At 61.3% G+C, this 14,977-nt stretch carries 14 protein-coding genes; 5 read left to right on the top strand and 9 right to left on the bottom strand.

Annotated features, from left to right (window positions below; translation table 11 throughout):
* Window positions 1-121 precede the first annotated feature (121 nt).
* From nagE to QRN31_RS30265, 7 genes are all read right to left on the bottom strand, one after another.
* Window positions 122-1,837 carry an N-acetylglucosamine-specific PTS transporter subunit IIBC gene (nagE, locus tag QRN31_RS30235; protein ID WP_285436508.1) on the bottom strand — a complete coding sequence of 572 codons (1,716 nt, stop codon included), beginning with the start codon at window positions 1,835-1,837 and terminating at the stop codon, window positions 122-124.
* A gap of 46 nt (window positions 1,838-1,883) precedes the next feature.
* The gene (ptsP, locus tag QRN31_RS30240) at window positions 1,884-4,400 is read right to left on the bottom strand and encodes a phosphoenolpyruvate--protein phosphotransferase (protein ID WP_285436510.1); all 2,517 of its coding nucleotides are present in this window, start codon (window positions 4,398-4,400) and stop codon (window positions 1,884-1,886) included.
* 31 nt (window positions 4,401-4,431) lie between these two features.
* Window positions 4,432-5,442, bottom strand: a complete 1,011-nt coding sequence (locus QRN31_RS30245) for an SIS domain-containing protein (protein ID WP_502942529.1) — start codon at window positions 5,440-5,442, stop codon at window positions 4,432-4,434.
* On the bottom strand, window positions 5,435-6,541 hold the full coding sequence (nagA, locus tag QRN31_RS30250; protein WP_285436514.1) for an N-acetylglucosamine-6-phosphate deacetylase: 1,107 nt from the start codon (window positions 6,539-6,541) through the stop codon (window positions 5,435-5,437). The genes QRN31_RS30245 and nagA overlap by 8 nt, the downstream gene beginning before the upstream one ends.
* Before the next feature lie 68 nt (window positions 6,542-6,609).
* On the bottom strand, window positions 6,610-7,341 hold the full coding sequence (locus QRN31_RS30255) for a GntR family transcriptional regulator (RefSeq protein WP_222589900.1): 732 nt from the start codon (window positions 7,339-7,341) through the stop codon (window positions 6,610-6,612).
* A 292-nt stretch (window positions 7,342-7,633) separates the two neighbouring features.
* Entirely contained in the window at window positions 7,634-8,137 is a 504-nt protein-coding gene (locus QRN31_RS30260; protein WP_285436517.1) for a L,D-transpeptidase family protein, read from the bottom strand.
* 68 nt (window positions 8,138-8,205) lie between these two features.
* Entirely contained in the window at window positions 8,206-8,757 is a 552-nt protein-coding gene (locus QRN31_RS30265) for an NUDIX hydrolase (RefSeq protein ID WP_285436519.1), read from the bottom strand.
* 146 nt (window positions 8,758-8,903) lie between these two features.
* On the opposite strand from QRN31_RS30265, the gene QRN31_RS30270 reads away from it, so the two are divergent.
* The 5 genes from QRN31_RS30270 (at window position 8,904) to purT (ending at window position 12,086) form a co-directional block, all read left to right on the top strand.
* Window positions 8,904-9,503 carry a CoA pyrophosphatase gene (locus QRN31_RS30270; protein WP_090188037.1) on the top strand — a complete coding sequence of 200 codons (600 nt, stop codon included), beginning with the start codon at window positions 8,904-8,906 and terminating at the stop codon, window positions 9,501-9,503.
* A gap of 54 nt (window positions 9,504-9,557) precedes the next feature.
* Window positions 9,558-10,082, top strand: coding sequence for a gamma carbonic anhydrase family protein (locus QRN31_RS30275; protein WP_090188034.1), 525 nt, complete (start codon window positions 9,558-9,560; stop codon window positions 10,080-10,082).
* On the top strand, window positions 10,079-10,294 hold the full coding sequence (locus QRN31_RS30280) for a DUF1289 domain-containing protein (RefSeq protein WP_208669864.1): 216 nt from the start codon (window positions 10,079-10,081) through the stop codon (window positions 10,292-10,294). The genes QRN31_RS30275 and QRN31_RS30280 overlap by 4 nt, the downstream gene beginning before the upstream one ends.
* Before the next feature lie 50 nt (window positions 10,295-10,344).
* Window positions 10,345-10,812, top strand: a complete 468-nt coding sequence (locus QRN31_RS30285; protein ID WP_285436521.1) for a preQ0 transporter — start codon at window positions 10,345-10,347, stop codon at window positions 10,810-10,812.
* 92 nt (window positions 10,813-10,904) lie between these two features.
* Window positions 10,905-12,086, top strand: coding sequence for a formate-dependent phosphoribosylglycinamide formyltransferase (purT, locus tag QRN31_RS30290; RefSeq protein ID WP_285436522.1), 1,182 nt, complete (start codon window positions 10,905-10,907; stop codon window positions 12,084-12,086).
* 114 nt (window positions 12,087-12,200) lie between these two features.
* Here the strand turns inward: purT and QRN31_RS30295 are convergent, their stop codons facing one another.
* Window positions 12,201-13,517: an MFS transporter gene (locus QRN31_RS30295; RefSeq protein ID WP_285436524.1), complete on the bottom strand. Its 1,317-nt coding sequence runs from the start codon at window positions 13,515-13,517 to the stop codon at window positions 12,201-12,203.
* A 211-nt stretch (window positions 13,518-13,728) separates the two neighbouring features.
* The gene (locus tag QRN31_RS30300; protein WP_285436526.1) at window positions 13,729-14,970 is read right to left on the bottom strand and encodes an HlyC/CorC family transporter; all 1,242 of its coding nucleotides are present in this window, start codon (window positions 14,968-14,970) and stop codon (window positions 13,729-13,731) included.
* Window positions 14,971-14,977 lie beyond the last annotated feature (7 nt).

A 14,977-nucleotide genomic window follows, 5' to 3' on the forward strand; every position in this document is an offset into this window, starting at 1 on the left:
ACCCTGTGGGAGCTGGCTTGCCAGCGAAGGCGGCCTGCCAGCCGACCAATCTCTTACAGGTGTACACCAAACCCTGTGGGAGCGAGCCTGCTCGCGATGACTGCCCTCAGTCGCCAAACCTCTATACCTTGGCACTCACTTCACTGCGATTGACCAGCACTTCCAGCGCCTCGCTCAAACTCTGTGCTTTTTCGCCAATCAATAAATGCCAAACCCCTCCATCGAGTTGGCTGACACCCTGACACCCCAGCGCCTTCAAATCACACTCCGACACCGCTTTGCCATCCGCCAGTTGCAGTCGAATCCGGGTCATGGCGATGCAATCCATCTGCAATATGTTTTCGCCGCCACCCAATGCCTTTAGCCATTTCTGCGTTTCTGAATGCGTCACTGCTTCTGGTTCCGGCGCATCAATAACGGCGGGAGGGGAGGACACGAGTGCGCGTCCCAACGCAGGCATCGCCAGTCGAATTTCATCGGCTATGCTGTCCGCCATCGGCCCGACCACTACCTGCAAACTCCCACCCTTGCCCGGTCGCACAACTGCCATCGCCCCCAGGGCTTTCAGCTCTGCATCGTTTGCCTTGTTGCGATCCACCATGTCCAGTCGCAACCGTGTCGTGCATGCCCCCACGGTTATCAGGTTCTGGGCGCCGCCCAATGCCTTGATGTAAGCCCCGGCGCGCTCGTTTTTGGCGATCACGACTTTCTCACCCGTAGGCACTTCTTCGCGTCCCGGTGTATTGAGATTGAAGCGGCGGATGCAGAAATCAAACACCGCGTAGTAGATCACCGCGTACGCCAGCCCGACTGGCACGACCAACCAGCCGTTGGTGGATTTGCCCCAGCCGAGAATCATGTCGATGAAGCCGCCGGAAAAGGTGAAGCCCAAATGGATGTTCAGCGCGTTGGTGATTGCCATCGACAGTCCCGTCAACAGCGCATGCACCAGATACAGCAGCGGTGCGAGGAACATGAAGGCGAATTCGATGGGCTCGGTGACGCCGGTCAAGAAGGAGGTCAACGCCATCGACAGGAAGATCCCGCCCATGACCTTGCGCCGTTCCGGCAGGGCGTTGCGGTACATCGCCAGGCAGGCGGCCGGGAGGCCGAAGATCATCATCGGGAACATCCCGGTCATGAACTGGCCGCCTTTCGGGTCGCCGGCGAAGTAGCGCGAGAGGTCGCCGGTGACGATGGCGCCTGTGGTCGGGTCGGTGAAGTTACCGAAGACGAACCACGCCATGTTGTTGAGGATATGGTGCAGGCCGGTGACGATCAGCAGGCGGTTGAAGACGCCGAAGACAAAGGCGCCGAAGCTGCCACTTTCCATCATCAACGTACCGAAGTCGTTGATCCCGTGCTGGATCGGCGGCCAGATGAAACCGAACACCACGCCCAGGCCAACGGCAGCGAATCCGGTGACGATCGGCACGAAGCGCCGGCCGCCGAAGAAGGCCAGGTACTCCGGCAACTTGATGTCCTTGAAGCGGTTGTACAGCGCACCGGCCATCAAGCCGCTGACGATCCCGGCGAGCATGCCCATGTTGATGCTTGCATCCAGCACCTTGAGGGTGGAGATCATCACCAGGTAACCAATCACTCCCGCGAGGCCTGCGGTGCCGTTGTTGTCCTTGGCGAAGCCGACGGCGATGCCGATGGCGAAGATCATCGCCAGGTTGGCGAAGATGACCTGGCCGGCGTCGTGGATGATCGCGATGTTCAGCAGGTCAGTGTCGCCCAGGCGCAGGAGCAACCCTGCAATCGGCAGGATCGCGATGGGCAGCATCAGTGCGCGGCCGAGGCGTTGCAGGCCTTCGATGAAGTATTGGTACATGGCGGTTCTCCCTGCGTTCTTGTTGTTTTAGAGCTGTTGTAGTGGTTCAGCTCAGAGGCCAATGCTGGTGACAGGCGTGACGCACCGCGCCGGCGCTGCTCAGCTTGAGCAGGTCGTGGCTGATGCGCCGGCATTGCGCGGCGTCGAGGTGGCGTACGCGGTCTTTGATTTCGCCGATCTGCACCGGGCTCACCGACAGTTCGCTGACGCCCAGGCCGATCAGTACCGGGGTGGCCAGCGGATCGGAGGCCAGTGCGCCGCAGACGCCGACCCAACGGTCATGCACCGCCGCACCGGCACAGGTCTGGGCAATCAGCCGCAACAGGGCCGGGTGCATCGCATCGACGCGGGAGGCAAGGCCGGCGTGGTCGCGGTCCATGGCCAGGGTGTACTGGGATAAATCGTTGGTGCCGATGGACAGGAAGTCCGCATGTTCTGCCAGTTGCTCGGCCAGCAATGCGGCGGCCGGGACTTCGATCATCACGCCCAGTTCCGGGCGTTCACTGACGCCAAGTTCAATGCACAGGGCATCGAGACGCTGACGGATGTGCAGCAGTTCATCGACCTCAGTGACCATCGGCAGGAGGATTCGGCAACGAGACAGCGGGCGGGTGTGCAGCAGTGCGCGCAGTTGCTGGTCGAGAATTTCCGGACGCAGCTGAGCCAGGCGAATACCGCGCAGACCGAGCACCGGGTTGGCCTCGGCCGGCAATGGCAGGTAATCGAGTTGCTTATCGCCGCCGACGTCGATGGTGCGGATGATCACCGACTTGTCGCCCATGGCGTCGAGGACGGCTTGATAGGCGAGGCGTTGTTCCTGTTCATCCGGCGCGGTGTGGCGGTCGACAAAGAGGAATTCGGTGCGCAGCAGTCCCACGCCATCGGCGCCATTGGCCAGCGCATCGGCCGCTTCGGCGCTGGAGGCAACATTGGCGGCGACTTCGATGTGCACGCCATCGCGTGTCAGTGCCGGGGTGTGCGCTTGAGACTGCTGAAGCGTGCGGCGTTGCTGATGGTCGAGTTGCGCTTGATGCACCTCGGCCAGGCGTTCGGTGCTTGGCACCAGTTCAAGACGTCCACCATCGGCATCCAGCACTACCGCTTGGCCTTGCTCCTGATCCAGCAGCGCCGACCCCAGTGCAACCAGACACGGCAGGCCTTTGCCCCGCGCGAGAATCGCCACGTGAGACGTCGCGCCACCCTCGGCCATGCACAATCCGGCGACGCCTTGCTGGCTCAGTTGCAGCAAGTCCGACGGCGTCAGTTCATGGGCGGCGACGATGGCGCCGGCCGGCACCTCGTAGTGCCAGGCTTCGCCGAGCAAGGCGCGCAACACGCGTTGCTTGAGGTCGCGCAGATCGTTGGCGCGTTCGGCCAGCAACGGGCTGCCGAGTTGCTGGAGAACTTCGCATTGTGCGTCGATCGATCGGCTCCAGGCGTGGGTCGCGGCGGTGCCCTGGTCGATGGAGGCCTGTGCCGCGTCCAGCAGCGCCGGGTCTTCAAGCAGGGCAAGGTGCGCGGCGAAGATCGCTTCTTCGTCCGTGTTCCTGTGCTTTTTGGCTTGGGAGAGGGTGTGGTCGATTTCGCTGCGCACCACGCGCAGCGCGGCATCGAGCGCCTGCAGTTGTTGCGCCGGATCATGGTGCCCGGCATCCACCGGCAGGCTGATGGCGCTCAAGCGAAACAACGGCCCGGCCACCAGGCCGGGTGCTGCGCAAACCCCGTGCAGCACGCCCGCTTCAGCCGTTCGATGGTGGCGGGTCACAGGGGCTGGCGCGGCGGCGTGGTTGTCCTCGGCCAGCGCTGTGGATAAGGCGATCAGCAATGCTTGCAGCGCCGCTTCGGCATCCGGGCCCTGGCAACTGACCTGAACGTCGTCCTGCTCGCCGATGGCCAGGCCCATTAGCCCGATCAGGCTGTTACAGGTCGCCGATTTGCCGGCGAAATGCAGCTGCGATTTGCTCTTGAAGCCTTGCGCGGTCTGGCGAATCAGCGCTGCTGGTCGAGCGTGCAGGCCGCCACGGTGGGCGACGCGAACGTGGCCGATACGTTCTTCCCCTGAAAGCTCTTCTTCGGCCTGCGCCCCCGAGCCCTGCCGACGAATGATGTGCAGCAATGGCTCGCCGACCTTTACCGACTTCAGCGTAATGGGCCGCGCCTGAAAGTCCTGGCTGTTGGTCAGGATCATCAGGCTGACCAGGCTTTTGCACTGCTGCGCCACCTTGTCCAGGTCGTAGCGCAGCAGCGGCTGACCATTGCTGACGCGCGCGCCTTCCTTGACCAGCATCGAGAAGCCTTCACCCTGCAATTCGACCGTGTCCAGGCCCAGGTGCAGCAGCAATTCGGCGCCGTTGTCGGCGCGCAAGGTGACGGCGTGACCAGTGCGGGCGACGTGCACCACCACCCCCGCGCACGGTGCATGAAGCGTGTCGTTGAGCGGGTCGATGGCGATCCCGTCGCCCATGGCGCCGCTGGCGAACACCGGGTCCGGAACTTTGGCGAGCGTCAGCACCGGGCCGCTGAGCGGGGCGCTGAGGGTCAGCTCTTTATTATTGTTGTGCATGGCTCGGTACTCATCAGGTAAAGGGTCAGGCTCAGTGCGTGCGCGTTACTTTGCTCAAATGGCGCGGCTGGTCCGGGTCCAGGCCACGGGCCACCGCCAAACCGGCGGCCATGACGTAGAAACTCTGAATCGCCAGAATCGGATCAAGGGCCGGGTGCTCGGCGCGGGTCAGGGTGAGGTCGCGTTCGGCAATGTCATCCGGTGCGGCGAGCAGAACCCGGGCGCCGCGCTGGCGCATGTCGGCGGCGAGGCTCAGCAAACCAGCCTGCTCGGCACCGCGTGGGGCGAAGATCAGCAGCGGGTAATTTTCATCGATCAACGCCATCGGGCCGTGACGGACCTCGGCACTGCTGAACGCTTCGGCCTGAATCGCCGAGGTTTCCTTGAACTTCAGTGCTGCCTCCTGGGCGATGGCGAAACCGGCGCCACGACCGATGACCATCAAGCGTTGGCAATCGCGCAGGGCTTCGATGGCCAGGCTCCAGTCCTGTTTCGCCGCCTCGCGCAAACCTTCGGGCAAGGCATTGCCGGCTTCCAGCAATTCCATGTCGTCTTTCCAATGAGCGATCAACCGGGCACTGGCGCTGAGGGTGGCGATAAAACTCTTGGTGGCAGCGACGCTGCTTTCGGTGCCAGCCAGCAACGGCAAGCTGAATTCACAGGCGGCTTCCAGCGGTGAACTCTCGGCGTTGACCATTGAGATGCTCAGGGCGCCACGCTTGCGCAGCAAACGCAGGCTGTTCACCAGATCGGGACTTTGCCCGGACTGCGAGAAGGCGAACGCCACCTGGCCGCTGACCTTCAACGGCGCTTGCAGCATGGTCACCACCGACATCGGCAACGACGCCACCGGAAAACCCAATTGCTGCATGGTCAGGTAGGCGAAGTAACTGGCGGCATGATCGGAGCTCCCGCGAGCGACAGTCATCACCACTTGCGGTGGCTGGCGACGCAGGCGTCCGGCGATCTCGATCATCTGCGGGTCGAGTTGTTGCAGTTGGGCTTGCACGGCCTCGAACGAGGACAGCGCCTCTTCAAGCATTTTTGAAGTCAATGTCTTCTCCTTCGACCGTGACGGCGGTCAGTGTGAGTGAGCGATCCAGCCGCACGCTGTCGGCCCAGCTGCCCGGTGCAAGACGGCCACGTTCGTGAAGGCCGAGGTAGTCGGCGGGGAATTGCGAAAGACGTTGCGAGGCTTCGGCGACCGACAATCCGACTTTCACCAGATTGCGCAACGCCTGATCCATGGTCAGGGTGCTGCCGGCCAGCGTGCCATCGGGTAAACGCACACCACCCAGGCACTTGGTGACGGTGTGGCTGCCGAGCTTGTATTCACCGTCCGGCATGCCGGCGGCAGCGGTGGAGTCGGTGACGCAGTACAGGCAGGGAATGGCGCGCAGGGCGACACGGATGGCGCCGGGGTGCACGTGCAGCAAATCTGGGATCAGTTCGGCGTACTTGGCGTGAGCCAATGCCGCGCCGACGATGCCCGGCTCGCGATGATGCAACGGGCTCATGGCGTTGTAGAGGTGGGTGAAACTGCTCGCGCCGGCCGCCAGCGCGGCAACGCCTTCCTCATAACTGCCGAGGGTGTGGCCGATCTGCATGCGGATACCGCGCGCACTAAGGGCACGGATCAAGGCGTCGTGGCCGGCGATTTCCGGGGCGATGGTGATTACCCGGATCGGTGCCAGGGCCAAATATTCTTCGACTTCGGCCATCAGCGCGGTGTGGGCGAAATTGGGTTGGGCGCCAAGTTTTCCGGGATTGATGTACGGACCTTCCAGATGCACGCCGAGCACGCGGGCGCAGCCTTCGGGCCGTTGCTCACAAAACTCGCCAACGGCTTTGAGTACGCTGGAAATCTCTTCGCTTGGCGCGGTCATGGTGGTGGCCAGCATCGAGGTGGTGCCGAAACGTACGTGGGTTTTGCTGATGGTTTCGAAGGCCGTGGCGCCTTCCATGATGTCTTTGCCACCGCCACCGTGAACGTGCAGGTCGATGAAACCTGGCAGCAGGTAGGGCAAGTCGTTGTCGGCCGGATCGCACGGCACGCCTTCGATGGACACGACCTTGCCGTGTTCGTGAATCAGCCGGCCGCGAACCCAGCCGTGGGCGGTGAGGATGTTGTCTTCGGACATGATCGGTTCTCGTTGCACGATGAGCGGCAAAGCCTTTTAGTGGCGAAGCCTTTTATCTACGAAGCTCTCTATCTACGAAGCTCTGCGACAAAGTCGTAGTAGTCGTTGCGGCAATAGGTGTCGGTGACTTCAATCGGCGTGTTGTCTTCCAGGTAGCCGACCCGGGTCATCAGCAGCATGGCGGTGCCGGGGGCGATGCCGACCAGGGCGGCGAATTCGTCCGAGGCGTTGATCGCCTGGATGTGTTGCAGGGCGCGAACGATCGGTTTGCCGATGCCGTCGAGGTATTCGTAGAGGGAGTCGCCCACCGCTTGTGGTTTGGGAATGATCGAGGCGGGCAGGGTGCTCATCTCGATTGCCATGACGGTGTCGTCGGCTTTGCGCAGGCGTTTGAGCCGCGCGACCTTGTCGTTCGGTGACAGTCCGAGGCGGATCAGTTCTTCGTGGGTCGGCGGGGTGATCTCGCGCTCCAGCCATTGCGAACCGGGGACGAAGCCCTTGAGGCGCAGCATCTCGCTGAATCCGGAGAGGCGCGACAGCGGTTGTTCGAGGCGTGGCGTGATGAACGTGCCGGAGCCTTGATTGCGGCGGATCAGGCCTTGCTCAAACAGCACTTCCAGCGCCTTGCGCGCGGTGACCCGCGAAATGCCCAGCACTTCGCTGAGATTGCGCTCTGACGGCATGGCTTGTTCGGCTTTCCACTGGCCGGCATGGATCGCCATTTCCAGATTGCGCGCCAGTTGCAAGTACAGCGGCGTTGGCTGGGTGTCGTCGGGGCGTAAGGCCTGGAGGTCATTCATGTTCGGATGTCCGATGCGGTTATTAGAGTGTTGTTTCCCGCGAATGGCCGAAAATTAATACCACTTGAATACCATGTCAATGCCAGTACTTTGCTGCAGGCGCCGAAAAGCCTGGCCTGCCAGATAAACTGGAGGCGGTGAGGTTTGAAGTGGTATTAGCGGTGGGGATTTTGAATGCAAAGATCGCAGCCTGCGGTAGCGCCTGCAGGGGGAATTGGTATCTACCCCTCAGGCGCTACCGCAGGCTGCGATCGTTTGAATTTATTTTTCGGGGGGCGACGGAAGGTCGTCGTTACGGGCGAATCTCGATCATCGTGCCATCGGGCACCAGGCCCCAGACTTCGCGCATGTCCATGTTGCGCATGGCGATGCAACCGTCGGTCCAGTCCAGCGTGTGGAACAGGTCTTCGGGGGTGTCTTCGGTGTCTGGTGTGCCATGGATCATGATCATGCTCCCCGGCGCGACGCCTTCACGCCGGGCGCGGGCAGAGTCGCTGATGTTCGGGTAGGAAATGTGCATCGCCAGATTGAATTTGTCGCTGACCTTGCGCCAGTCCAGCCAATAGAAACCTTCAGGCGTGCGCTTGTCGCCTTCCATCAGCTTCGGACCCCTGGGGCGTTTGCCCAGTGAGATGCGATAGGTCTTGATCGGCTTGCCGTCATTGATCAGCTGCAACTGGTGGGCGGATTTCAAAACCAGAACTTTCTCGATGACTCTGCCGTTCAGGGTCTCCGCTACGGAAGCCTGTGACAGGGCGACAAAAGACAAGCAAAACACGGCAAGCAACCAGCGCATTGAAACGATATCCCTGAAAGGTGTCGCGACTATTTAGTTAGTTATAGGTGATTTTGGAGCCTGGAGCTTTAGGTGTTGGCAGGCTGAGCCAGCGGCGGGATCGATTCGGACCGCACAGGGTAGACCTCTGCCCGCCGGTCAGCGAAGAAGCATTCTAGGGTACGGCCCACCGTGCGGAAAGCCAGCTCGGACCACGGGATGTCGGCTTCGTCGAAAAGCTGCACTTCCAGGCTCTCGGGGCCAGCGGAAAAATCCAGGTCCACCAGTTCGGCGCGAAAAAATACATGCACCTGGCTGATGTGCGGCACATCGATCAACGTATAGATGCTCAGGTTGCGCACCCGGGCGCAGGCCTCTTCGGCCGTTTCGCGAATAGCCGCCTGCTCGATGGTCTCACCGTTCTCCATGAACCCGGCGGGCAGGGTCCAGTAACCGAGCCGAGGCTCGATGGCGCGTCGGCACAGCAACACTTTCGAGCCCCAGGTCGCCACACAGCCGGCGACGATGTTGGGGTTTTGATAGTGAATCGCCTGACAGCTGTCGCAGACGAAACGCAGGCGCGAATCGCCTTCGGGAATGCGCTGGGTGACCGGGTTGCCGCACTGACTGCAAAATTTCATGCTTGGGTTCCTGAATGCTGCGCCTATCTTGGCGTGCGTCGGTGTCTGTCGGCAAGTTGTCGTTTAGCGACATGCAGTGGTTATGGGGTTGGGCGACAGGTTCGATTGGTGCATGATGCAAGGTAGCGAACAAGTCGAGAAGTCTCATGCTGGACGAGCTACTGCATCGAGTAAGCAACCACATCCCACGCACACTGGAAACCGACAAGCGTTTCCCCGAGGCCGCGGTACTGGTGCCCATCACTCGCAGTGACGAACCGGAACTGGTTCTGACCCTGCGCGCCAGTGGGCTCTCGACCCATGGCGGTGAAGTGGCCTTTCCCGGTGGTCGCCGCGACCCCGAAGACCCCGACCTGATTTTCACCGCGCTGCGCGAAGCCGAAGAAGAAATCGGTCTGCCGCCAGGGCTGGTCGAAGTCATCGGCCCGTTAAGCCCGTTGATTTCCCTGCACGGCATCAAGGTCACGCCGTATGTCGGCGTCATTCCGGACTTTGTCGAATACTTGGCCAACGATGCCGAAATCGCAGCGGTGTTCAGTGTGCCCCTGGAGTTCTTCCGCGAAGATCCCCGGGAACACACTCATCGCATCGATTATCAGGGGCGCAGTTGGTACGTGCCGAGCTATCGTTACGGCGAGTACAAGATCTGGGGCCTGACCGCGATCATGATCGTAGAGTTGATCAACCTGCTTTATGACGCTGACATCAGCCTGCACCACCCACCCAAAAGCTTTATCAATAGTTGAAGCCATCGTTCGTATGGCGAGAAACGCGGCTGCCTGAGCCTTGAGGAAAACAAGATGAAATACCGCCTGGGCGATGCCCGCGTCGAAACCCATCCGCAGAGTTGGGTCGCGCCCAATGCTGTGCTGGTGGGCAAGGTCAAACTGGAAGAGGGCGCCAATGTCTGGTTTAACGCGGTGCTGCGTGGCGACAACGAGTTGATCCTGATCGGCAAGAACAGCAACGTCCAGGACGGCACGGTGATGCACACCGACATGGGCTACCCGCTGACCATCGGCACCGGCGTGACCATCGGCCACAACGCCATGCTTCACGGCTGCACGGTGGGCGATTACAGCCTGATCGGCATTAACGCGGTGATTCTCAACGGCGCGAAAATCGGCAAGAACTGCATCATCGGCGCCAACTCGCTGATCGGTGAGGGCAAGGAGATTCCGGACGGCTCGCTGGTCATGGGCTCGCCGGGCAAGGTGGTTAGAGAGCTGACCGAGCCGCAGAAAAAGATGCTGGAGGCCAGTGCCGCGCACTATGTGCACAACTCGCAGCGCTATGCCCGCGATCTGGTCGAGCAGGACGAATGAGTGCCAGCGAACGACCGGTCCTGTCGCCCTGCGTGAACATTTGCGCGCTGGACGAGGATGATATTTGCACCGGGTGCCAGCGCACGGTGGAGGAAATCACCCGTTGGAGCCGGATGGATAATGAAGAGCGCCGCAAGGTGCTGGGGTTGTGTCATGAGCGGGCCAAATCCAGCGGCCTGCTCTGGATGCTGGGCAAAACGCCTGACCTGTAGGAGCGCCTACGGTACTCTGTGCGCCAAATTGACTGGTATTCCACGTCCCCATGTTCTTCCTGATCGCCTACATCAGCAGCGTTGTGCTGATCAACTTCGCCTTTTCCACCGCCCCGCACCTCGACATCATCTGGTCGGCCTGGGGCGGGTTGGTGTTTGTCTTGCGCGACATGGTGCAAACCCGCTTCGGCCACGGCGCCATTGCCGCAATGCTCGCCGCACTGGTCCTGTCCTACGTCACGTCCGATCCGTCCATTGCGTTGGCCAGCGCCACGGCGTTCGCGGTGTCCGAGTGCATTGACTGGCTGGTATTCAGCGTCACCAAGCGGCCCTTGCACGATCGCCTGTGGATAAGTTCGGCTTTGAGCATTCCCCTCGATACCTTCATCTTCTTCGGAATGATCGACGCATTCACGCCCGGCGTGATCCTCACCGCCATGGGCTCGAAGTTCGCCGGCGTCACCGCCGTGTGGCTGATCATGGCCTGGCGCCTGCGCAAACAGGCCGTCGTCAGCTGAAGCCAAACCCTGCGGTTCATGTAAAATGCCGCGCTTTGGGGACGCGCGCACGTTGCTGCCTCCCTCGATGATCCGCTTCTTGAGGACCTGAGATGACCCGTATCGGAACTCCATTGTCGCCAACCGCGACCCGCGTATTGCTGTGTGGCTGTGGTGAGTTGGGCAAGGAAGTGGTGATCGAGCTGCAACGCCTGGGCGTTGAAGTGATTGCCGTGGATCGCTACGCCAATGCGCCGGCCATGCAGGTCGCGCATCGCAGCCACGTAATCAACATGCTCGACGGTGCCGCCCTGCGCGCGGTGATCGAGGCCGAGAAGCCGCACTTCATCGTGCCGGAAATCGAAGCCATTGCCACCGCGACCCTCGTGGAACTGGAAGCCGAAGGCTTCACCGTGATCCCGACCGCGCGTGCCGCACAGCTGACCATGAACCGCGAAGGCATTCGTCGCCTGGCCGCTGAAGAGCTGGACCTGCCGACCTCGCCTTATCACTTCGCCGACACTTTCGAGGATTACAGCAAGGCCGTCCAGGACCTGGGCTTCCCGTGCGTGGTCAAGCCGGTGATGAGTTCGTCGGGTAAAGGCCAGAGCCTGCTGCGCAGCGCCGATGACGTGAAAACCGCCTGGGATTACGCGCAGGAAGGCGGTCGTGCCGGTAAAGGCCGCGTGATCATCGAAGGTTTCATCGATTTCGATTACGAAATCACCCTGCTGACCGTGCGTCACATTGGCGGCACCACGTTCTGCGCGCCAGTCGGCCATCGTCAGGAGAAGGGCGACTATCAGGAGTCCTGGCAGCCACAAGCCATGAGCCCGATTGCCCTGGCTGAATCCGAGCGCGTTGCCAAAGCGGTCACCGAAGCCCTGGGCGGTCGCGGTCTGTTTGGTGTCGAGCTGTTCATCAAAGGTGATCAGGTGTGGTTCAGCGAAGTGTCGCCGCGTCCGCATGACACCGGTCTGGTGACGTTGATTTCTCAGGATCTGTCGCAGTTCGCGCTGCACGCACGGGCAATTCTCGGCCTGCCGATTCCATTGGTCCGTCAGTTCGGACCTTCGGCTTCGGCGGTGATTCTGGTGGAGGGGCAATCGACCCAGACGGCGTTTGCCAATCTGGGGGCTGCATTGAGCGAGCCGGATACCGCGTTGCGTCTGTTCGGCAAGCCTGAAGTGAACGGTCAGCGCCGGATGGGCGTGGCGTTGGCGCGGGATGAGTCGATTGAAGCCGCTCGTGCCAAGGCAACCCGTGCTGCTCAGGCTGTTGTAGTCGAGTTGTAAACCGAGGCGCGCCTATCGCCAGCAGGCTAGCTCCCACAGGGTTATTGATTGGTCACAGATTTTGTGGACACCCAATTTCCATGTGGGAGCCAGCCTGCTGGCGATGCTTCTGCTTCAGGCTATCCGATTCAAATCGTTGTGACGCGTCTCTTTCAGGCACAGCACAGCAATCAAGCTCAGCACTGCCGCCCCTGACACATACCCGCCGACGTAACTCAAACCACCCATCGCCACCAGTTTCTGTGCGAAGAACGGCGCCGCGGAGGCTCCGACGATGCCGCCCAGGTTGTAGGCCGCCGATGCGCCGGTATAGCGAACGTGGGTCGGAAACAGCTCCGGCAGCAACGCGCCCATCGGTGCAAACGTCACGCCCATCAGAAACAGCTCAATGCACAGGAACAGTGCCACGCCCCAGGTCGACCCCTGAGTCAGCAGCGGTTCCATCAAAAAACCGGACAGGATCGCCAGCACGCCGCCGATGATCAGCACCGGCTTGCGCCCGTAACGATCACTGGCCCAGGCCGATAACGGTGTTGCCGCCGCCATGAACGGGACGGCGAAGCACAGCAGGGCAAGGAAGGTTTCGCGCGTGTAACCAAGCGTCGACACGCCATAACTCAGCGAAAACACTGTAGAGATGTAGAACAGCGCGTAGCACACCACCATCGAACCGGCACCCAACAGCATCGGCGCCCAGTATTGGCTGAACAACTCGACCAATGGGATCTTCACCCGTTCCTGGCGGGCCATGGCGTTGGCGAACACCGGGGTCTCGTGGAGCTTGAGGCGTACGTACAAGCCGACCATCACCAGCACGGCGCTGAGCAGGAACGGAATCCGCCAGCCCCACGAGCGGAACTGCTCGTCATTCAAGGTCATGGCCAATGTCAGGAACAGGCCGTTGGCGGCCAGAAAACCGATGGAAGGGCCGAGCTGCGGAAACATGCCGAACCAGGCACGTTTGCCCTTGGGCGCATTCTCCGTCGCCAGCAACGCCGCGCCGCCCCATTCGCCACCGAGCCCAAGGCCTTGGCCAAAACGCAGGACGCACAACAGGATCGGCGCCCAGGCGCCAATGCTGTCGTAACCCGGCAACACGCCAATCAACGTGGTGCACACGCCCATCAACAGTAACGAGGCAACCAACGTCGATTTGCGTCCGATACGGTCACCGAAGTGTCCAAACAGCGCCGAACCCAGCGGTCGGGCAAGAAAAGCGATACCAAAGGTGAGAAACGCCGAGAGCATCTGCGCGGTGCCGGAGGTCTGCGGAAAGAACACCGGGCCGATCACCAACGCAGCAGCGGTGGCGTAGACGTAGAAGTCGTAGAACTCGATGGCAGTGCCGATAAAACTCGCCGTCGCGACTCGGGTGGCAGAGTTGGTCGGTTGCGCAGGCGTGGTGTCGCTGAAAGCGGTGCTGGTCGTCATGCGATGATCCCTGACAGTCATGCTCCAGTGGAGCGAATTATTATGGTCGAACACCCAGGGATGTGGGTTTAGAGCGGTGTGCGGGTAGCACGGGGGTAGGGCGGGGCTTGGGTAAGCGGCTCGATTATAGGAAGGCGGCTAACGATTCAACAAGGGGCTTGGGGCGCAAGCGCGCTCCCAAAGGTTCTGGGCCTTGAACAAAGGGATTGGGTCAGACCTGGGGGAGGGCCGGAACCGAACTGGTATGCCAGATGAGCACGCGCGTGACGCGATTGTCCTCAGTCTCCAGAATCTCCAGGCGATAGCGCCCGATTTTCAGGCACACCGCGCTGTCGGGAATGGTCTCCAGCGCTTCGGTGACCAAACCGTTAAGGGTTTTCGGGCCGTCGCTGGGCAGGTGCCAGCCCAGTGTCTTGTTCAGTTCGCGAATCGACGCCGCGCCTTCGATCACCAGTCGCCCGTCAGGCTGCGGATGGATGTGCGGGTTGTCCAGGCTGTGCTGGCTCTCGAATTCACCGACGATTTCTTCAAGAATGTCCTCAAGCGTCACGATCCCCAGCACTTCGCCGTACTCGTCGACCACCATGCCCAGGCGCCGTTGCTGCTTGTGGAAATTCAGGAGTTGCAGTTGCAGTGGCGTGCTTTCCGGCACGAAGTACGGTTCGTGACTGGCGGCCAGCAGCGCCTCGAAAGTCAGGCTGCCGTTGGGCAGCAAGTGCCGGATCTGTCGCGTGTTCAGCACCGCTTCGACCTGGTTGATGTCGCTGTGGAACACCGGAAGGCGCGTGCGCTTGTTATTGCGAAGTTGTTCGATGATTTCTTCAATCGGGTCGTCGAGGTTGATCCCGTCGACGTCACTGCGCGGCACCAGGATGTCGTTGACCGTGATGTTGTCGAGCGCGTGGATGCCCGAGAGCGGGTGCGGACGGCAGACCGGCTGTTCGTGATTGTCGTGCCGTTCGTTCGGCGTCTCGTCTTCGCTCTGCTGCACGACTTTGGGTTTACGGGCAAACGGCCGCGTCAGCAACTGGGCGATGGCATTGAGCAGCCAGGCTGCCGGGTAGATGATTTTCAACGGTGCGCCGAGCAACGTGTTGCCCAAGGCCAGAATGGCGTCCGGATACCGCACGGCCAGGGTGCGCGGCAGGTAGTCGGCGAACACCACAAGCCCGGCACCGGCGCCGATACAGGCAATCCAGGGGCCGTTTTGCGCCCAGGTGAAGATCGCCAGCAATGTACTGATGACCATGACCAGCGCACGGCACAGCGTATTGCACAAAATCAGGCTATTGATCGGGAAGCTCAGCTTCGCCACCGGTTTGTCGCTCGAACGCGAGGCGGTGCGTTGGGCCAGCAGGTGTTGTTGTGCCGTTTCGATGGCGGTAAACAAACCCGACCATAAAATCAGCAGGGCCAATACCGCGAGCATCGGCCCTATGGGCAAGTCGTCCATTATTGCC

The organism is Pseudomonas sp. fls2-241-R2A-110 (assembly GCF_030209165.1).
GTDB lineage: Bacteria > Pseudomonadota > Gammaproteobacteria > Pseudomonadales > Pseudomonadaceae > Aquipseudomonas.